Source organism: Pseudomonas sp. B111 (assembly GCF_026428275.1).
Classification (GTDB): domain Bacteria; phylum Pseudomonadota; class Gammaproteobacteria; order Pseudomonadales; family Pseudomonadaceae; genus Pseudomonas; species Pseudomonas aeruginosa.
This window is the reverse complement of sequence record NZ_CP097857.1, coordinates 5,114,782-5,133,836: the sequence shown is the minus strand read 5'-3', so window position 1 is coordinate 5,133,836 and position 19,055 is coordinate 5,114,782. Positions and strand designations below refer to the sequence as shown.

General features: G+C 66.3%; 19 protein-coding genes. 8 read left to right on the top strand and 11 right to left on the bottom strand.

Translation table 11 applies throughout. From position 1 onward, the window contains the following. Window positions 1-58: 58 nt before the first annotated feature. From spoT to M6E97_RS23745, 4 genes are all read right to left on the bottom strand, one after another. Window positions 59-2,164, bottom strand: coding sequence for a bifunctional GTP diphosphokinase/guanosine-3',5'-bis pyrophosphate 3'-pyrophosphohydrolase (spoT, locus tag M6E97_RS23760; RefSeq protein ID WP_003096603.1), 2,106 nt, complete (start codon window positions 2,162-2,164; stop codon window positions 59-61). Between the two features lie 65 nt (window positions 2,165-2,229). Further along, a complete protein-coding gene (rpoZ, locus tag M6E97_RS23755) occupies window positions 2,230-2,496 on the bottom strand; it encodes a DNA-directed RNA polymerase subunit omega (RefSeq protein WP_003096602.1) in 267 nt (88 codons plus the stop codon). An 88-nt stretch (window positions 2,497-2,584) separates the two neighbouring features. Continuing rightward, window positions 2,585-3,196, bottom strand: coding sequence for a guanylate kinase (gmk, locus tag M6E97_RS23750; RefSeq protein WP_003098317.1), 612 nt, complete (start codon window positions 3,194-3,196; stop codon window positions 2,585-2,587). Window positions 3,197-3,254: 58 nt separating this feature from the next. Continuing rightward, a complete protein-coding gene (locus M6E97_RS23745; RefSeq protein WP_003096599.1) occupies window positions 3,255-4,118 on the bottom strand; it encodes a YicC/YloC family endoribonuclease in 864 nt (287 codons plus the stop codon). Between the two features lie 180 nt (window positions 4,119-4,298). Between M6E97_RS23745 and rph the strand changes: the two genes are divergently transcribed. Further along, window positions 4,299-5,018 (top strand): ribonuclease PH, encoded by a 720-nt coding sequence (rph, locus tag M6E97_RS23740; protein WP_003096595.1) that lies wholly within the window; start codon window positions 4,299-4,301, stop codon window positions 5,016-5,018. Window positions 5,019-5,064: 46 nt separating this feature from the next. Next, a complete protein-coding gene (locus M6E97_RS23735) occupies window positions 5,065-5,436 on the top strand; it encodes a DUF4870 domain-containing protein (protein ID WP_003096590.1) in 372 nt (123 codons plus the stop codon). A gap of 58 nt (window positions 5,437-5,494) precedes the next feature. Here M6E97_RS23735 and M6E97_RS23730 read toward each other — a convergent pair whose 3' ends face one another. Further along, window positions 5,495-6,274 (bottom strand): exodeoxyribonuclease III, encoded by a 780-nt coding sequence (locus M6E97_RS23730; protein ID WP_003098313.1) that lies wholly within the window; start codon window positions 6,272-6,274, stop codon window positions 5,495-5,497. 80 nt (window positions 6,275-6,354) lie between these two features. Between M6E97_RS23730 and pyrE the strand changes: the two genes are divergently transcribed. Beyond that, window positions 6,355-6,996, top strand: a complete 642-nt coding sequence (pyrE, locus tag M6E97_RS23725; RefSeq protein ID WP_003096586.1) for an orotate phosphoribosyltransferase — start codon at window positions 6,355-6,357, stop codon at window positions 6,994-6,996. A gap of 20 nt (window positions 6,997-7,016) precedes the next feature. Further along, the gene (locus M6E97_RS23720) at window positions 7,017-7,634 is read left to right on the top strand and encodes a hypothetical protein (RefSeq protein WP_003136264.1); all 618 of its coding nucleotides are present in this window, start codon (window positions 7,017-7,019) and stop codon (window positions 7,632-7,634) included. On the opposite strand, the gene M6E97_RS23715 is transcribed toward M6E97_RS23720, so the two are convergent. Beyond that, a complete protein-coding gene (locus tag M6E97_RS23715) occupies window positions 7,614-8,078 on the bottom strand; it encodes an acyl-CoA thioesterase (protein ID WP_003096582.1) in 465 nt (154 codons plus the stop codon). The genes M6E97_RS23720 and M6E97_RS23715 overlap by 21 nt on opposite strands. 173 nt (window positions 8,079-8,251) lie before the next feature. Between M6E97_RS23715 and M6E97_RS23710 the strand changes: the two genes are divergently transcribed. The 3 genes from M6E97_RS23710 (at window position 8,252) to M6E97_RS23700 (ending at window position 11,338) form a co-directional block, all read left to right on the top strand. Beyond that, window positions 8,252-8,641 carry a c-type cytochrome gene (locus M6E97_RS23710; protein ID WP_003098306.1) on the top strand — a complete coding sequence of 130 codons (390 nt, stop codon included), beginning with the start codon at window positions 8,252-8,254 and terminating at the stop codon, window positions 8,639-8,641. Between the two features lie 77 nt (window positions 8,642-8,718). Then, window positions 8,719-10,047 (top strand): D-arabinono-1,4-lactone oxidase, encoded by a 1,329-nt coding sequence (locus tag M6E97_RS23705; RefSeq protein WP_079381507.1) that lies wholly within the window; start codon window positions 8,719-8,721, stop codon window positions 10,045-10,047. An 82-nt stretch (window positions 10,048-10,129) separates the two neighbouring features. Continuing rightward, entirely contained in the window at window positions 10,130-11,338 is a 1,209-nt protein-coding gene (locus tag M6E97_RS23700) for a DSD1 family PLP-dependent enzyme (RefSeq protein ID WP_003136259.1), read from the top strand. 70 nt (window positions 11,339-11,408) lie between these two features. Here M6E97_RS23700 and M6E97_RS23695 read toward each other — a convergent pair whose 3' ends face one another. Beyond that, window positions 11,409-12,359 (bottom strand): SphA family protein, encoded by a 951-nt coding sequence (locus tag M6E97_RS23695; protein WP_017001883.1) that lies wholly within the window; start codon window positions 12,357-12,359, stop codon window positions 11,409-11,411. Window positions 12,360-12,584: 225 nt separating this feature from the next. Between M6E97_RS23695 and sphR the strand changes: the two genes are divergently transcribed. Beyond that, the gene (sphR, locus tag M6E97_RS23690; protein WP_003096573.1) at window positions 12,585-13,655 is read left to right on the top strand and encodes an AraC family transcriptional regulator SphR; all 1,071 of its coding nucleotides are present in this window, start codon (window positions 12,585-12,587) and stop codon (window positions 13,653-13,655) included. Window positions 13,656-13,699: 44 nt separating this feature from the next. On the opposite strand, the gene argB is transcribed toward sphR, so the two are convergent. Genes argB through coaBC form a run of 4 tightly spaced genes read right to left on the bottom strand, consistent with a single transcriptional unit; the run spans window position 13,700 to window position 18,936 of the window. Next, window positions 13,700-14,605: an acetylglutamate kinase gene (gene argB / locus M6E97_RS23685; RefSeq protein ID WP_003096572.1), complete on the bottom strand. Its 906-nt coding sequence runs from the start codon at window positions 14,603-14,605 to the stop codon at window positions 13,700-13,702. A 16-nt stretch (window positions 14,606-14,621) separates the two neighbouring features. Next, window positions 14,622-17,228 (bottom strand): phosphomannomutase/phosphoglucomutase, encoded by a 2,607-nt coding sequence (locus tag M6E97_RS23680; protein ID WP_033939527.1) that lies wholly within the window; start codon window positions 17,226-17,228, stop codon window positions 14,622-14,624. Between the two features lie 36 nt (window positions 17,229-17,264). After that, complete coding sequence (dut, locus tag M6E97_RS23675; RefSeq protein ID WP_003096567.1) at window positions 17,265-17,720, bottom strand: dUTP diphosphatase; 456 nt, start codon at window positions 17,718-17,720, stop codon at window positions 17,265-17,267. Window positions 17,721-17,727: 7 nt separating this feature from the next. Further along, entirely contained in the window at window positions 17,728-18,936 is a 1,209-nt protein-coding gene (coaBC, locus tag M6E97_RS23670) for a bifunctional phosphopantothenoylcysteine decarboxylase/phosphopantothenate--cysteine ligase CoaBC (protein WP_003098292.1), read from the bottom strand. Window positions 18,937-19,055: the final 119 nt, after the last annotated feature.

The following is a 19,055-nucleotide window of genomic DNA, read 5'->3' as shown; positions in this document are numbered from 1 at the left end:
AACTCCTTGCTGAAATCGAGTGGGCGCGGGGGCGCCGGATGACACAGGAAAAAGCGGGTCAGCTGCGCAGGCGGGTGATCCGGATCACTCCCTTGAGGGCGCGCAGCTTCTTGATGACGCGGGCCAGGTGGACGCGATCGTGCACGCTGACGACCAGCTGGACCACGCTGATGCGACCGTCGCGCTCGTCCATGCTGATCTTCTCGATGTTGCCGTCGGCCGCGTTGACGCTGGTGGCGAGCAGGGCGATCAGGCCACGCTGGTGCTCCAGCTCGACGCGCAGTTCGACATTGAATTCGCCGGTGACATCCTTGGCCCAGCTGAGCTGGATGCATTTTTCCGGGTTGTGGCGTACTTCGCTGATGTTCTTGCAGCTTTCCAGGTGCACCACCATGCCCTTGCCGGCGGACAGGTGGCCGACGATCGGGTCGCCGGGAATCGGCGTGCAGCACTTGGCGTAGCTCAGGACCAGGCCTTCGGTGCCGCGGATCGCCAGCGGACCCTCGGCGCTCGGCGCTTCCTCGCCCTCGCTGGACAGCAGGCGGCGGGCGACCACGTAGGCCATGCGGTTGCCCAGGCCGATCTCTTCCAGCAGGTCCTCGAAGACTTCCATGCGGTACTCGGCGAGCACGGCCTGGATGCGTTCCTGGGGAATCTTCTCGAGGTGGCTGTCGAAGCCGGTGAGGGTCTTGTTCAGCAGGCGCTCGCCGAGGTTGATCGACTCGGAGCGGCGTTGCAGCTTGAGCGCATGGCGGATATGGGTGCGCGCCTTGCCGGTGACCACGAAGCTCAGCCAGGCCGGGTTCGGCCGGGCGCCCGGGGCGGTGACGATTTCCACCGTCTGGCCGCTCTGCAACGGCTCGGAGAGCGGCGCCAGGCGGCGGTTGATGCGGCAGGCGATGCAACTGTTGCCGACGTCGGTGTGCACCGCGTAGGCGAAGTCGACCGCGGTGGAACCCTTGGGCAGTTCCATGATGCGGCCCTTGGGCGTGAACACGTAGACCTCGTCCGGGAACAGGTCGATCTTCACGTTCTCGATGAATTCCAGCGAGTTGCCGGCGCGCTGCTGCAGTTCCAGCACGCCCTTCACCCATTGCCGGGCGCGGGCATGGGTGCCCTTGGGCGTCTCGTCGTTGGACTTGTACAGCCAGTGCGCGGCGATCCCGTGGTTGGCCATCTCCTCCATCTCGCGGGTACGGATCTGGATCTCGATGGGCACCCCGTGCATGCCGAACAGGGTGGTATGCAGCGACTGGTAGCCGTTGGCCTTGGGAATCGCGATGTAGTCCTTGAAGCGTCCGGGGAACGGCTTGTACAGGCTGTGCACGGCGCCCAGTACGCGATAGCAGGTATCGACCTTGTCGACGATGATGCGGAAGGCGTAGACGTCCATGATCTCGTTGAACGCCTTACGCTTGCCGCGCATCTTCTGGTAGATGCTGTAGAGGTGCTTCTCGCGGCCGATCACCTGGCCTTCCATGCCTTCGCGGGCGAGGCAGTTGACCAGCGACTCCTGGATCTTGCCGACGATCTCGCGGCGGTTGCCGCGGGCCTTCTTCACCGCCTGGCGGATGCGCTCGGCGCGCATCGGGTGCATGGCCTTGAAACCGAGGTCCTCGAACTCCACGCGCATGGTGTGCATGCCCAGGCGGTTGGCGATGGGCGCGTAGATTTCCAGGGTTTCCTTGGCGATGCGCCGGCGCTTCTCGCCGGACAGCACCTCGAGGGTGCGCATGTTGTGCAGGCGGTCGGCCAGCTTGACCAGGATCACGCGGATATCGCGGGCCATGGCCATGGCCATCTTCTGGAAGTTCTCGGCCTGGGCCTCGGCCTTGGTCTCGAAGTTCATCTGGGTCAGCTTGCTGACCCCGTCGACCAGTTCCGAAACCGTCTCGCCGAACTGCGCGGTGAGCGCTTCCTTGGCGATGCCGGTGTCCTCGATCACGTCGTGCAGCATCGCGGCCATCAGGCTCTGATGGTCCATGTGCATGTCGGCGAGGATGTTGGAGACCGCCAGCGGGTGGGTCACGTACGGCTCGCCGCTGCGGCGGCGTTGCCCGTCGTGGGCCTGCTCGGCGTAGTAGTAGGCGCGGCGGACCAGGTTGACCTGGTCCGGCCCGAGGTAGCTCGACAGTCTGTCGGCGAAGGCGTCTATGCCCGGCAAGGGTTCACCCCCTGCCCGTAGGCGGGTTGCGGCGCTCGCAGGCGACGTCGAGCCGAGGCCATGGCTTACAGGGCCTCGGTGTTGGCCTCGTCGTCGAACGCTGCGAACAGCGGTTCGTCCTCGACGATGTCTTCCTGCTGGACGACGTTCTCATCGACCAGGCCGGAAGCGATCTCGCGCAGGGCGACGACGGTCGGCTTGTCGTTTTCCCAGGCCACTTTCGGCTCCTTGCCGCCGGTAGCCAGCTGACGGGCGCGCTTGGTGGCGAGCATGACCAGCTCGAAACGGTTATCGACGTTGTCCAGGCAGTCTTCAACGGTGACGCGGGCCATGGTGTTCCTCGTAACGAAAAGTGAGCCCGACGTTTGCCGGGCGGACTGAATAGTCTAAAAAATCGCCAATCTTTATGGAAGAGCCGATTTAGGCGAGCAGACGACCGAGCAGTTCGGCGTGGCGTTGCTGCTGGGCGTCCTGGCGCAACTGGCGGGCGCGGAAGATCGCCTTGAGGTCGTCCAGGGCGTGGGCGAAATCGTCGTTGATCACCAGGTGATCGTACTCCACGTAGTGGCTCATTTCGCTGACGGCTTCGCGCATGCGCCGCTCGATCACCTCGTCGCTGTCCTGGCCGCGGTTGGTCAGGCGCTGGCGCAGGGCTTCCTGGCTCGGCGGGAGGATGAAGATCGATTGGGCCTCGGGCATCAGCCGGCGCACCTGCTGGGCGCCCTGCCAGTCGATCTCGAGGATCAGGTCGAGGCCTTCGGCGAGGGTTTTCTCGACCCAGCGCTGCGAGGTGCCGTAGAGGTTGCCGAAGACTTCGGCGTGCTCGAGGAACTCGTTGCGTTCGAGCATGGCGAGGAATTCCTCGCGGCTGGTGAAGTGGTAGTTGACCCCGTCCACCTCGCCCGGACGCATGCCGCGGGTGGTATGGGAGACGGACACGCGGACCTCGGGGGCGGCGTCGAGCAGGGCCTTCACCAGGCTGGTCTTGCCGGCGCCGGAGGGAGCGGAAACGATGTACAGGGTGCCGGACATGAGGTGTTCCTGGTGCTTCGTACGGGTTGGAAAGAGATCGGGCGGAGGCGCCCGCCGGTCATTCGATGTTCTGGACCTGCTCGCGCATCTGCTCGATCAGGACCTTGAGGTTGACCGCCGCCTGGGTCGAGCGCGGGTCGAACGCCTTGGAGCCTAGAGTGTTGGCTTCCCGGTTGAGTTCCTGCATCAGGAAGTCCAGGCGCCGACCGGCGGCGCCGCCGGCCTTGAGGACCCGGCGGACCTCGCCGACGTGGGTGGCGAGGCGGTCCAGTTCCTCGGCGACATCGCTCTTCTGCGCCAGCAGGACCAGTTCCTGCTCCAGGCGCTGCGGATCGAGTTCGGCCTTGAGTTCGGCGAAGCGGTCGAGGATCTTCTGCCGCTGGTTGGCCAGCATGGTTGGCACCAGTTCGCGCAGGTTGCCGACTTCCACCAGCATCGCGTCGAGCCGATCGTTGAGCAGCTTCGCCAGCTCCTGGCCTTCGCGCGAGCGGCCGGCCTTGAGTTGCTCCAGGGCCTGGCCGAAGGCTTCCAGGGCGGCGGCGTTGAGCGCCTGCGGATCGGCCGAGTCGGCCACCAGTACGCCGGGCCAGGCCAGCACGGCGAGCGGATCGAGAGGCGCCGGCTGGCGGATCAGGGCGGCTACGCCTTCGGCGGCGGCGACCAGTTGGCGGGCGCGCTCCTGGTCGACCTGCAGGCTCTTGCCGGCGGTTTCCTCGGCGAAGCGCAGGGTGCATTCCACCTTGCCACGCGACAGGCCCTGGCGCAGCGCCTCGCGCACCGCGCCTTCGAGGTCGCGGAAGGCGTCGGGCAGGCGCAGGTGGGGCTCCAGGTAACGGTGGTTGACCGAGCGCAGCTCCCAGCTCAGGGTGCCGTGGGTACCGGCCTGCTCGACGCGGGCGAAGGCGGTCATGCTGTGCACCATGGGTCTACCTCGATAGTCGTGTGGGGAGTGCGTTCGGCGCCGGACGCGCGCGGCTGCCGTGATTCGAGCCGGGCATTGTAACCCACGTCCGGCGGGGCCCGCACGCCGACGGTGGTTGAGAGCCCGGGCTGGCCTCTATAATGGCGGCCAATTCCGCTTTCTCAGTACAGGATATCCACGATGAATCGTCCCAGTGGCCGTGCCGCCGACCAGCTGCGCCCGATCCGCATCACCCGCCATTACACCAAGCACGCAGAAGGTTCGGTGCTGGTCGAGTTCGGCGATACCAAGGTGATCTGCACCGTCAGCGCAGAGTCCGGGGTGCCGCGCTTCCTCAAGGGCCAGGGCCAGGGTTGGCTGACCGCCGAGTACGGCATGCTGCCGCGCTCCACCGGCGAGCGTAACCAGCGCGAGGCCAGCCGCGGCAAGCAGGGCGGTCGTACCCTGGAGATCCAGCGCCTGATCGGCCGTTCCCTGCGAGCGGCGCTGGACCTCAGCAAGCTCGGCGAGAACACCCTGTACATCGACTGCGACGTGATCCAGGCCGACGGCGGCACCCGCACCGCCTCGATCACCGGCGCCACCGTGGCGTTGATCGACGCCCTGGCGGTGCTGAAGAAGCGTGGCGCGCTCAAGGGCAACCCGCTGAAGCAGATGGTCGCCGCCGTTTCCGTGGGCATCTACCAGGGCGTGCCGGTCCTCGACCTGGACTACCTGGAGGATTCCGCCGCGGAAACCGACCTGAACGTAGTGATGACCGATGCCGGCGGCTTCATCGAGGTGCAGGGAACCGCCGAAGGCGCGCCGTTCCGTCCCGCCGAGCTGAACGCCATGCTCGAACTGGCCCAGCAGGGCATGCAGGAGCTGTTCGAACTTCAGCGCGCCGCGCTGGCCGAATGAGCAGACGCCCGGCACTGCCTGCCGGGCCCCGGAGAAGGAGCGCTACATGAACGATGTATCCGAAGAGGTCGCCGCGACCCCCGGCCAGGAAGCCCGGCAATGGGCGATGTTCTGCCATTTCGCGGCGTTCATCGGCCTGGTGTTTCCCTTCGGCAGCCTGCTCGGGCCGCTGATCGTCTGGCAACTCAAGCGCGAGAGCGATCCGTTCGTCGACGCCCAGGGCAAGGAAGCGCTGAACTTCCAGATCACCGTGGCGCTGGCGATGTTCGTCAGCTTCCTGCTGATGCTGGTGGTGATCGGCTTCTTCCTGCTCGGCCTGGTCTGCCTGGCGGCGCTGGTGTTGACCATCATCGCCGGCATCAAGGCCAACGAAGGCAAGGCCTATCGCTATCCGTTCTGCCTGCGGCTGATCAAGTAGGTCGCACGTGGAATAGAAAAGCCGGCGCATGCGCCGGCTTTTTCGTGTCTGACAGGGCTCAGATGCTCAATTGCCAGTCGTAGTCGACGATCAGCGGCGCATGCTGGGAGAAGCGCGGCTGGCGCGGCAGCTTGGCGTTGCGCACGAAGCGGCGCAGGCCGGGGGTCAGCACCTGGTAGTCGAAGCGCCAGCCGAGGTTGAGCATCTCGGCCTGTTCGCTGTCCGGCCACCAGCTGAACTGGTCGCCTTCGCGGCTGACTTCGCGCAGGGCGTCGGCATAGCCGAGGTTGCCGAACACTTCGTCCAGCCAGGCCCGTTCGGGCGCGAGGAAGCCCGGCATCTGCTGGCATTCGCGCCAGTTCTTCACGTCCATCTTCTGATGGGCGACGTACAGCGAGCCGCAATAGATGTATTCGCGGCGCTTGCGACGCTGCTTGCTCAAGTAATGGGTGAAGTCGTCCATGAACTTGAATTTCTGGTTCAAGCTCTCGTCTCCGCTCTGCCCGGAAGGCAGCAGCAGGGTGGCGATACTCACCTTGTCGAAGTCGGCTTGCAGGTAGCGCCCGTAACGATCGGCCGTTTCGAAACCTAAGCCGCTGATCACAGCTTTGGGCTGCAAACGGCTGTAGAGTGCGACACCGCCCTGTTCGGGTAGCTCGGCATCGCAGGCATAAAGGAAGTAGCCGTCCAGTTGGAAGGACGGGTCATCCAGATCGAAGGCGGAGGCTCGGGTGTCCTGCAAGCAGATCACGTCGGCATTCTGTGCTTGCAGCCAACTGAGCAAACCGCGCTCGGCCGCAGCCTGAATACCATTCACGTTCACACTGATGATCCGCATAAATGGCCCCCAAAATCACGTGCGTGTATGATACCCGAGCTCAAACGGTTTAGCTAAATTCATGCGGCTTGGTGTCATTCATGCAGGCGTATCAGCGCGATTTCATTCGTTTCGCCATCGAGCGCGGGGTTCTGCGCTTCGGTGAGTTCACCCTCAAGTCCGGGCGCACCAGCCCCTATTTCTTCAATGCCGGCCTGTTCGACAGCGGCCTGGCGCTGGCCCGCCTGGGACGCTTCTACGCCGAGGCGGTGATCGACAGCGGAATCGACTTCGACGTCCTGTTCGGCCCGGCCTACAAGGGCATTCCCCTGGCCGCCACCACCGCGGTGGCCCTCGCCGAGCAGCACCAGCGCGACCTGCCCTGGTGCTTCAACCGCAAGGAAGCCAAGGACCACGGCGAAGGCGGCACGCTGGTCGGCGCGCCGCTGAGCGGCCGGGTGCTGATCATCGACGACGTGATCACCGCCGGCACCGCGATCCGCGAAGTGATGCAGATCATCGACGCCCAGGGCGCCAGGGCCGCGGGCGTGCTGATCGCGCTGAACCGCCAGGAGCGCGGCAAGGGCGAGCTGTCGGCGATCCAGGAGGTCGAGCGCGACTTCGGCATGCCGGTGGTGAGCATCGTTTCCCTGGAGCAGGTGCTGGAATATCTTGCCGAAGATGCTGAACTGAAGAAGCATCTGCCGGCGGTAGAGGCCTATCGCGCCCAATACGGTATCTGAACCTTTCACAAGGGACTGGCATGGTCGGACAGGATGTAATGCGTTGCCTGATGGCCCTGGGGCTGGTGCTCCAGGGGCTTTCCTTCGGCGCCCAGGCGGCGCCGGGCGGAGCGGTGGAGCTTTACCGCTACGTCAACGACAAGGGCGTGGTGGTGCTCGACCGCCAGGGTGTGCCGCCGCAGTACATCGGCAAGGGCTACCAGGTCCTCAACGACCAGGGCCGGGTGATCCGCACCGTACCGCCGGCGCCGACCGCCGAGGAGCTGCGGCAGCGCAAGGCGGCCCAGGCCCAGGCCAGTTCCGATGCGCAGTTGCTGCGCCTGTATTCCAGCCTCGAGGACGTCGACCGCGCTCGCGAACGGCGCCTGGCGGAACTGGACGGGCTGAGCAGCGTGGCGCGCGGCAACCTGCAGTCGCTCAAGCTGCAACAGGCCAACCTGCAAGGCCAGGCGGCCAACCAGGAGCGTGCCGGACGTCCGGTGGCGCAGGCGCTGGTGGACCAGCTGGACGATCTCAAGCAGGAGGAAAAGCGCCTGCAGGGTGAGATCGGGCGCTTCCAGAAGGCCCGCGAAGAGGCGGAAAGAACCTATGCCGCCGACCGCGCGCGGCTCTCCCAGCTACTCGGCGTGAGTCCCTGACTCCACTGGCGACTGTCGCTCGAACGCCCTGATCTTCTCGCGCAGCCAGTCCGGTACGGGCTGGCTCTGTCGCTCGTTCGCATCCGCATAGACGTAGACCAGCTCGCCGACGGTGAGCAGCTGCTCGTCGCGCCAGATGCCCAGCTCGAAAACCAGGCTGCTGCGCCCCAGCCGCGCCACGCGGGTGCCGATGTCCAGCCAGTCGTCGAAATGCGCCGGGGCGCGGTATTCCAGGGTGCTCTTCACCGCGAACAGGTCGCCTCCGCCGCGCAGCAGGTCGGCCGGGTAGGACATGCCGAGCTGGCGGTAGTACTCGGTGGTGGCGACGTCTAGATAGGTCAGGTAGTTGCCGTTGAAGACGATGCCCTGCGGATCGACCTCCGCCCAGCGAACCCGCAGGGAATGGAAGAAGGTGTAGTTCTGGCGCTGTGCTGCGCTGCTCATGCCGGCTCCTCGACGCTGCTGCAGACATCGACTCTAGACCGCCATCGCGCGGTGCGAAAGGGCTGGCCGCAGAACCCCCCGTCGCTGGCCCGCATTGCCCTCATCCTCGGGGCGTCGCGGCCTTAGTGTTGTTCGACGAGAACGCACGCCGTGCGCAACGAGAGAGGAACACCATGTCGTCCACGCTCCGCCCCGGACCGGGCAACTCGCGCCTTTGCCGCCCGGGGTTGCTGCTTGCCCTGGGCCTGATGCTGGTGGCCTGCGGAGAATCCACGGAGCCGCCGGCGCGGGCCGCCGATTCCCAGCGTGTCCCTGCGGACCCTGCGTTGGCGCAGGTGTATTCCGCCAGTTGCAAGCTCTGTCACGCCAATCCCGCCTCCGGCGCGCCGCTGACCGGCGATGCCGCTGCCTGGGCGCCACGCCTGGCGCAGGGCATCGACACCCTGCTGGACCACAGCATCAACGGCTACAAGGGCATGCCGCCCATGGGCATGTGCATGCAGTGCTCGGAAGAGCAGTTCCGGGCTTTGATCGATTTCATGTCCGCAGCGCAGGACCGATAGGGGATACCGGCATGCCAAGTCATCTGTCGCGACGCCAGCTCCTGCAACGGGCGGGAGCGCTCGGTGCGTTCGCCGCCATGGTGGGAAACCCCGCGCTGGCGGAGTTGCTCCGCGCACCGCGCCTGATTCCCTGGCGCAACTGGTCCGGCGCGCAAAGCTGCCTGCCCCTGGCGCGGGAGGCACCGAAAGACCTCGACGAACTGGTCCGGGTCATCCGCCAGGCGTCCGGCAGGATCCGCCCGGTGGGCTCCGGCCATTCGTTCAGCGCGTTGGTCCCGACCGACGGCACCCTGCTCTCACTCGCCTACTTCAGCGGCTTGCTCAGCCACGACAGCGCGACCCTCCAGGCCGAGTTCGGCGGTGGTACGCCGATGTCGCAGATGGGCGCTCCGCTCAGGGAGATCGGCCAGGCGCTGGTGAACATGGCCGACATCGATTACCAGACCCTGGCCGGCGCCATCGCTACTTCCACCCATGGCACCGGGGTCGGCTTCGGTTCCTATTCCGCCCAGGTTCGCGGTTTGCAACTGGTCACCGCGAGCGGCGAGGTGCTCGAGTGCGACGCCAAGCGCAACGTGGAGGTGTTCGATGCCGCGCGGGTCTCGCTGGGGGCGCTGGGCGTCGTGACCCGGGTGCGCCTGCAGAACCGCGCGGCCTACCGCCTGCGTGAACGGCAGTGGATCGCCCGGACCGAGGAGTTGCTGGAGGACGTGGAGAAGAACACGCGCGAGAACCAGCACTGGGAGATGCTGGTGGTGACCCACTCCGACTACGCCCTGTCGGTCGCCCTTAACGAGACCGACGAGCCGAAGACCCCGCCCCTGGACCCGGCGAAGGAAGGCGGCAACGAGTTCGTCGGCCTGATCGAAGGTCTCGACAAGTACCTCAGCGACTTCCCGGAGACCCGCCGCACCCTGCTCAACAGCCTGCGCCATTTCGCCCGCTTCGACGAGCGGGTCGACGATTCCTATGCGGTCTACGCCAACGTGCGCAACGTGCGCTTCAACGAGATGGAGTATTCGGTCCCCGCCGAGCATGGCCCCGCCTGCCTGCGGGAAATCCTCGCGCTGATCCGCGACAAGGACCTGCGCACCTGGTTTCCCATCGAGTACCGCTACGTGAAGGCCGACGACATTCCCCTGAGCATGTTCGAGGGCCGCGACAGTTGTTCCATTTCCGTGCATCAGCACTACAGCATGGACCACCACAACTTCTTCGCCGCGGTGGAACCGATCTTCTGGAAATACGCCGGGCGTCCGCACTGGGGCAAGCTGCATGGCCTCAACGCGCACCAGTTGCAGGGGCTCTATCCGCGCTGGAAGGCGTTCGCCGAGGTGCGCCAGGCGCTGGATCCCCGCGGGCGGTTCCTCAATGCGCACCTCTCTTCCATCCTGGGCGTGACCTGAAAGGAGCGACGCCGTGAATCGACGCAAGTTCATGTTCGCCGGCCTCGGGGCCGGCGCGCTGCTGGCGGGAACTGCCGCCTGGATGCGTCCCGCCGACCGTGGCGGGCCGTACGACGACTATTTCCGCGCGCTGAACCGCGAACTCAAGGCCAATGGCCCGATGTGCCCGGTGCTGCTCATCGACCTCGATCGCCTGGACCACAACATCGATGTGGTGATGCGTTCGGTCCGCCGCGGCGGCAAGCATCTGCGGCTGGTGGAGAAGTCGCTGCCCTCGCCCGGCCTGCTGGCGTACATCGCCAGGCGCGCCGGCACCCGGCGGCTGATGTCCTTCCACCAACCGTTCCTCAACCACGACGCGGTCGCTTTTCCGGATGCCGACATCCTCCTCGGCAAGCCGTTGCCGGTGCGTTCGGCGGAACTGTTCTACCGCGAGCACAAGGGCGCGTTCGACCCGGCGCGGCAGCTGCAATGGCTGATCGATACGCCGCAGCGCTTGCGTCAGTACCTGGCGCTGGCCCAGGGGCTGGGGACCCGGATGCGCGTCAACATCGAACTGGACGTCGGCCTGCATCGCGGCGGGGTGGCCGACCAGGCCGCGCTGGGTGAATTGCTGGCGCTGATCGCGGCGCATCCGCAGCACCTGGAGTTCGCCGGCTTCATGGGCTACGACCCCTTCGTCGGAATGGGTGTGCCGGGCATCCTCGGTTCGCCCGAAGAGCTGTTCGCCAAGGTCATGGCGCTCTACCAGGGACATGTCGACTTCGCCCGCCAGCGCTTCGCCGCGCTGTGGACGCCACAGCTGACCTTGAATACCGCCGGCAGCCCCAGCTATCGCATGCACGAGAAGGAAACGCTGAGCAGCGAGGTCTCGGTGGGCACCGCCATGCTCAAGCCGAGCCACTACGACCTGGCGTCCCTGGCCGAGCATGTGCCGGCCGTCTACATCGCCACGCCGGTACTCAAGAGCACCGGCGCGGTGCAGATCCCGGCGCTGGACGGCAAGTCGCGGCTGTTTTCCTGGTGGGACCCCAACCAGCGCGGCACCTTCTTCATCTACGGCGGCAACTGGATGGCCGACTTCGCCTCGCCCGAGGGACTGCGCAGCAACGGCATCTACGGGCGCAGCTCGAACCAGGAAATGGTCAACGGCTCGCCTTCGGTGGGCCTGGAGGTGGACGACCAGGTCTTCCTGCGGCCGACCCAGAGCGAGTCGGTGCTGCTGCAATTCGGCGACCTGCTGGCGCTGCGCGGCGGGCGGATCGTCGAGCGCTGGCCGGTTTACGCCTAGGACGCCTGGCGCTTTTCCTCGTCGATGGCGGCAGCCCGCGGATACCGGGCTGCCGCTTCGTTCCGATGCCTCAGAGTTCGAACGGAATGGTCAGCTTGGCCCAGAGCATGTCGCCCTCGGGGCGGTTCTCCACGTCGAATTCCTTGGCCCAGCGGATCTCCGCGCTGGCGTACTTGAGGAAGGTCAGGTGCACGGCCGGGCCGATGGCGAAGACCTGGCCGCGTACGCCATCGTCGACTTCCTCGCCGAAACCGAACACCCGTACGGTCTCGCCGTTCTGTTTGTCGTCGGTGGTCTGCTTGAGGTAGTAGCCGTTCAGGCCGAGGCGCAGGTTGTCGGTCACCCGATAGCTGGCGGAATAGTCGAAATGGAAGATCTGCCCCGAGCGATAGTCGGTGTCGTGGTTTTCCATGTTGAAGCTGTAGGTGGCCTTCAGCGACAGCTCGGTGCGTTCGGTGGGCAGCCAGGTGAAGGAGAACAGCGGCTTGTAGGTGTAGAAGTTGTTGCTGGTGTTGGCCAGCCGCTCGGCATCGTACTTGCCGGTGGGCACGGTGACCTCCACGGCGGCGGCCAGGGTCAGGTCCTTGCCCATGTCCCAGAGGATGATTGGCGCGAAGGTGGTGTCGCCCATGCTTTCCCGTTCGTCGCTCAGGCCGAACGCGGCCACCCGTTGGCGGAGATAGGGCTGGGCGATGTAGCCGCCCAGGCGCCCGCCGAAGATCCGCAGCGGGCTCAGGTAGTCCAGGCGAGGGATGATCGCATCCGAGCTGATCTTCACGTCGGACACCTTGCCGCCGAAGGAGCTGATGTTCAGCTTCCTGGCTTCGTAGTGGTTGTAGTAGACGTTGAAGGCGAACATGTGGTCCGGGAGGTTGTCGACGTCCAATGGCAGGGTGAAGAAACCGTCGGTTCCTGGACCTATGTTGTCCACGCCGCCTTCGCTGGCATGGGTGCAGCAGCTGAAGGCGAGGGTGACGCAGGCGGCCAGGCGCAGGGGCCTGCGGGGGTGGGTCGGGTTCATGGGCGGGCTCTTATTATTGTTTGGCGTGGCTCGGGGTACGGCATAGGAATAAGCCCTATCGACAGGCCGAGGCAGGGCATTGACGGTCAGCGAGGGGGGGATTTGCGGACACCGTGCAATGCTTTGTTACATCTGTGCGGAACGCTATATGATGGGACGCTCATCCCATGTCGCGATCCACCGCCAGAACAAGAACGAAGCCGAGACCGGCTCAGGATTTCGCCCATGCACAACAATGCCGCCGATGCGCGCTACGAACTCGCCCAGGTATCCACCTTCCTGCTGCAGACGCTGGCCGAGGTGGTCGAAGGCCATGGTGTCGATCCCGCGCGGCTGTGCCGGGGCCTGGGCTTCACCGTCGAAGACCTGCAGGACCCTACCCAGCGCATCTCCTACCGCCAGGCCGTGAGCATGATCCAGCGTGCCCTCCAGGCCCTGCCGGAGCGGGGACTGGGGCTGTGGGTCGGACACCAGAACGTGCTCGGCACCCTTGGCCTGCTGGGCCATGTGCTGTCGCTGTGCCGGACCCTGCGCGACGCGTTCGACATCGGCGTGCGCTACCAGCACAGCTCGGGCGGGATCGTCACCTCCAGCGTCTACCAGCAGGGCGAAACCTTCTTCGTCGAGGTCGAATGCCACCTGCCCAGCAGTGAGGTGCAGGTGTTCGCCATCGAGGAGTTCTTCGCCAGCCTGCTGGTGTATGGGCGTGCCCTGGTCAGCCCGGCGTTCGAACCGCTGGGCATCGAACTCATCCATGCCGCTCCGCCCTACGCGGGCGAGTACCTGCGCCTGCTGGGCCCCCAGGTACGCTTCGGCTGCCTGCACAACCGCATGGCGATCGCCAGCCACTGGCTGGACATGCGCCTGCCCAACCACAACCTGCCGGCGTTGCGCCAGGCGCTGGCCCTGCTGGAGCAGGAAAGCACCCAGGTGCACCGGAAACTCGACCTGGTCCAGGCGGTGGAACGGGCCATCGCCCGCGACCTCAGCCTGGGCAGCCAGATCGAAAGGATTTCCGCCGAACTGAACATGAGCAGCCGCACCCTGCGGCGCCGGCTGGCCGAACACGGGCTGACCTTCGAGGCGTTGCTGGAACAGGTGCGACGAGGGCGGGCGATGAGCCTGCTGGGCAACCCCGGGATGTCCATCGAACGCATCACCGAGGAAGTGGGATACCGTGACATCCGCAGTTTCAGGCGCGCGTTCAAGCGCTGGACGGGAGTGAGCCCGGCGACCTTCCGCAGCGAGGGTGCGAGCCCGCTGGAGCAGGCCTTCGCGCTGGCCGCGCGACGCTAAGGGAGAACCGCCATGGCGCGCCGGAGCGCGCCATGGCCGGACGATCAGTGACGCTTGCGGTTGCTGATCAGGGTGCCGACGCCGCTGTCGGTGAAGATTTCCAGCAGCACGGCATTCGGCACCCGGCCATCGATGATGTGCGCGCTGGTCACGCCGCCCTGTACCGCTTCCAGGGCGCAGCGGATCTTCGGCAGCATGCCGCCGTAGATGGTGCCGTCGGCGATCAGCTCGTTGACCTGTTCGGTGGACAGCCCAGTCAGCACCTGGCCCTGCTTGTCCATCAGGCCGGCGATGTTGGTCAGCAGCATCAGTTTCTCGGCCTTCAGCGCTTCCGCCACCTTGCCGGCCACCAGGTCGGCGTTGATGTTGTAGGACTCGCCGTTGCTGCCCACGCCGATCGGCGCGATCACCGGAATGAAGTCGCCCTTGACCAGCATGTTCAGCAGCCCGACGTTGACCCCGGTGACTTCGCCCACATGGCCGATGTCGATGATCTCCGGCTTGGTCATCTCCGGGGTCTGGCGGGTCACGGTGAGCTTCTTCGCACGGATCAGCTCGGCGTCCTTGCCGGTCAGGCCGATGGCGCTGCCGCCGTGGCGGTTGATCAGGTTGACGATGTCCTTGTTCACCTGGCCGCCGAGGACCATCTCCACCACGTCCATGGTCGCCGCGTCGGTGACGCGCATGCCGTCGATGAAGTGGCTCTCGATCGACAGGCGCTTGAGCAGGTCGCCGATCTGCGGGCCGCCGCCATGCACCACCACCGGGTTGATGCCGACCGCTTTCATCAGCACCACGTCGCGGGCGAAGCCGGCCTTCAGCTCCTCGCTCTCCATGGCGTTGCCGCCGTACTTGATCACCAGCGTCTTGCCGACGAAGCGGCGGATGTAGGGCAGGGCCTCGGAAAGGACCTTGGCAACCTGGGCGGCGTCATCGCGACTCAGGGTCATGGGGAGCTCCGACATGTCAGAAGGGCACGGGCAGCGAGGAATCCACTGCCTTCAGTTGGTTACGGAAGACGGTCTTGATGCGCTCCAGCTCTTCCTCGGTGTCCGCTTCGAAGCGCAGGACCAGCACGGGAGTGGTGTTGGAGGCGCGTACCAGGCCCCAGCCTTTGGGGTAGTCGACCCGCACGCCGTCGAGGGTGGTGATGTTGCCTTCGCCCCATTGGGCGTCGCGTTGCAGCGCCTCGATGATGGCGAACTTGCTGTCCTCGGTGACGGTGATGTTGATTTCCGGGGTGGAAATGTCACTCGGGAAGGCCGAGAACACGTGCTCGCTGTCACGCTGGTCCTGGCTGAGGATTTCCAGCAGGCGGGCGGCGCTGTAGATGCCATCGTCGAAGCCGAACCAGCGCTCCTTGAAGAACACGTGGCCGCTCATCTCGCCGGCCAGCAGGGCGCCGGTTTCCTTCATCTTCCTCTTGATCAGCGAGTGGCCGGTCTTCCACATCACCGGACGGCCGCCGTAGCCGCTGATCAGGGCGATCAGGCGGCGGGTGCACTTGACGTCGAAGATGATGTCGGCCCCCGGGTTGCGCGAGACCACGTCCTTGGCGAACAGCATCAGCAGACGGTCCGGATAGATGATGGTACCGGTATTGGTGACCACGCCGACGCGATCGCCGTCGCCGTCGAAGGCCAGGCCCAGGTCGGCGTTCTCGGCCTTGACCTTGGCGATCAGGTCCTTCAGGTTCTCCGGCTTGCCCGGGTCCGGATGGTGGTTCGGGAAGTTGCCGTCGACCTCGCAGTACAGCGGGATCACGCTGCAGCCCAGGGCCTCGATCAGCTGCGGGGCGATCACCCCGGCCACGCCGTTGCCGCAGTCGACCACCACCTTCATCGGCTTGGCCATGGCGATGTCGTCGCGGATCTGCTTGAAGTAGCGCGGCAGGATGTCGACCTGCTCTACGCTGCCGACGCCGGATGCCAGGTCGTTTTTCTCGATGCGCTCGCGCAGGCCCTGGATCTGCTCGTTGGCCAGGGTCTCGCCGGCGACCACGATCTTGAAGCCGTTGTAGTCCGGCGGGTTGTGGCTGCCGGTCAGCATCACCCCGGACTTGCCCTCAAGCACGTTGGCCGCGTAGTACAGCACCGGGGTAGGCACCATGCCCACGTCGCTGACCTGGCAACCGCAGTCCACCAGGCCCTGGATCAGCTGCTTGACCAGTTCGGGACCGGACAGGCGGCCATCGCGGCCGACAGCGACGCACGGTTCGCCGCGGGCGAGGCTTTCCGAGCCGATGGCGCGACCGATCCAGTAGGCGGTCTCGGCGGTGAGGGTATCGCCTACCACGCCGCGGATGTCGTAGGCGCGGAAGATGCTGGCGGGCAGCGTCGGTGCTTTTGCAGTGCTCATGATGGGGGTTTGCTCCAATCCCAGGAGGTCCTGGTCTTCATCGAGAATGTCGATATCCAGAATGTCGGTGTTCTGGAACAACGGATCTGCCAATGCCGGCTCCTCGCGAGGAGGCGCTTTCGCCACCGCCACCGGCGCCACCGGCGCTGCCTTGGCAGGGCTGGGCGCGCTGGTCGGCTCCGGCTTGCGCCGCGGCTGGCGGGCCAATGCCTGGATCAGCGGGGCGAAGCCCGGCAGGCTAGGCACAGGGGGTTTGGCAGTGCGTTGCCCGCCGAGTTCCTGAAGATACTGACCGAGGGTCAGGACATCCTGGTGCAGGCGGCGCAACAGCGACGAACGGGTGAGGTAGGCGCCGAGGATGCCGCCGAGCAGGGCCAGCAGCGCCGCGAGTGCCAGCAGCAGCGGCGAGGCCTGGGTCGAGGCGACGCTGCCGGGCGTGTAGTTCAGTTTCCAGTTCGGATTGCCGCTGTCCAGCGCTTGCGCACCCTTGCCCGGCGCCGGCGTACCGCGTTGCAGCAGCACCTGGGCCGGTGCGCCGGAGAACTGCTGGACCAGTTGCACCTGGCCGGCATCGCCCGGCAAGGGCGGCAGGGCGCGCAGCAGCCGTTGCAGGTCGACCGCCAGCAGCAGCGTGCCTTGCAGGCTCTGGTCGGCGCCGCGCACCGGCGCGGCGCTGTACAGCAGCCAGCGCTGGCCGACCTTGTAGGCTTCGGCGGCGACGTTCTGGCCACTTTCCACCCGGTGCAGGATATCCAGGGCGGCGAAGCTGACCGGGCCGGGGCTGTCGTTGTCCTGGGTGGCCTGACCGGGCGCGTTCAGGTGGGCATCGACCACGCCGTCCCAGGCCAGCAAGCTGCGCTGGGCGGCCTCGATGCGGGCGGCGTCGCCGCTTTGCAGGGCTTCGAGGGCGAGGGGGCTGGCCGCGGCGGCGCGGGTGTCGGCGGCGAGTTGCTGCAAGGCCTGGCGCAAGGCGCCGGCCTGGCCTTCGGCCCAGGCCGAGTCCAACTGGCGCTGCTGCGCCTCACCGGCGCCGCCGAAGACGCCGAACCAGAGCAGGGCGCCGGCGGCCGCCACGCCCAGCAGGCTGGCGCCTATGCCGGGCAGCAGGTCCTTGCCGTCAGCGCGTTCGGACGCTGCCTTGCGCGGCTTCTTTTCCGGTTCGAGCAGGTCGCCCAACTCGTTCCCATCCTTGGCGGTGCGCTGGAAAAGCTTCATGCCGCGTCTCCTCGGCGTCTCGTCCTGTGTTCGGGGTCAGTGGCTGCCGGAATGGCCGAAGCCGCCGGCGCCGCGCTGGCTTTCGTCGAACTGCTCGACCAGCTCGAAATGCGCCTGCACCACCGGCACCAGTACCAACTGCGCGATGCGCTCGCCGACGGCGATGGTGAACGGCGACTCGCCGCGGTTCCAGCAGGACACCATCAGCTCGCCCTGGTAGTCCGAGTCGATCAGGCCGACCAGGTTGCCCAGCACGATGCCGTGCTTGTGGCCCAGGCCGGAGCGCGGCAGAACCAGGGCGGCGAGGCCGGGATCGGCGATGTAGATGGACAGGCCGGTGGGAATCAGCAGGGTCTGGCCCGGGCCGAGGACGGTGTCTTCCTTGAGCATGGCGCGCAGGTCGAGGCCGGCCGAGCCCGGCGTGGCGTACTGCGGGAGCGGGAAGTCGGAGCCCAGGCGGGGGTCGAGGATCTTGGCTTGGAGAGAGTGCATCAGTAACTCATTGCTGGTTGAGGCGGTCGGCGATGAAGGCGATCAGCTGGCGAGCGATCTTGCCCTTGCTGGTCTGGGCGAAGGTGCTCGGATGCAGGTCGCGGTCGATCACCGTGATCGCGTTCTCGTCGCTGTTGAAGCCGATCGAGGGGTTGGCCACGTCGTTGGCGACGATCAGGTCGAGGTTCTTGTCCTTCAGCTTGCGTGCAGCATAGTCCAGCAGGTTTTCGGTTTCTGCGGCGAAGCCCACGCTGAAGGGACGATCCTCGCGCTGTGCGAGGGTGGCGAGAATGTCGGGATTGCGCACCAGCTGCAAGAGCAAGCCCTCGCCACTGGTAGGGTCTTTCTTCAGTTTGTGCGCGGCGACCACTTCCGGGCGGTAGTCGGCGACCGCCGCGGAGGCGATCAGCAGGTCGCAGGGCATCGCCGCCTCGCAGGCGGCCAGCATGTCGCGGGCGCTGACCACGTCGACGCGCTGCACCCGGTCGGGCGTCGGCAGGTGCACCGGGCCGGTGACCAGGGTCACTCGTGCGCCGGCTTCCACCGCCGCCTCGGCGAGGGCGAAGCCCATCTTTCCGGAACTGTGGTTGGTGATGTAGCGCACCGGGTCGATGTTTTCCTGGGTCGGGCCGGCGGTAATCAGCACATGCACGCCGGTCAGCGCCTGGCGCTGGAAGCAGTCGGCGGCGCGCTGCGCCAGTTCCTCGGCTTCGAGCATGCGCCCGAGGCCGACGTCGCCGCAGGCCTGGCTGCCCGCTGCCGGACCGAACAGGTGGAAGCCGCGCTGGCGCAGCAGCTCGGCGTTGGCCTGGGTCGCGGTGTCGCGCCACATGGCCTGGTTCATCGCCGGTGCCAGGGCGATTTGCGCGTCGGTGGCCAGCACCAGGGTGGTCAGCAGGTCGTTGGCCACGCCCTGGACCAGGCGCGCCATGAGGTCGGCGGTAGCCGGTGCGATCAGCACCAGATCGGCCCAGCGGGCCAGTTCGATGTGGCCCATCGCGGCTTCCGCCGCCGGGTCCAGCAGATCGGTGTGCACCGGATGGCCGGACAACGCCTGGAGGGTCAGGGGCGTGATGAACTCGCGGCCGCCCTGGGTCATCACCACTCGGACTTCAGCGCCCTGGTCGCGCAGGCGGCGGACCAGTTCGGCGCTCTTGTAGGCGGCAATGCCGCCGCCCACGCCGAGGACGATGCGTTTCCGATAGAGCCGCTGCATAGGCTTGCCTTAATAAGGAAATGGATGACATGCGCTTCGGCAAACGCGCCTCCCCAGGTCGTCTGCCGCGCAAAAAGGATGGGCTAAGATAGCACAGCGTCCGCACGGGAACAGCGGGC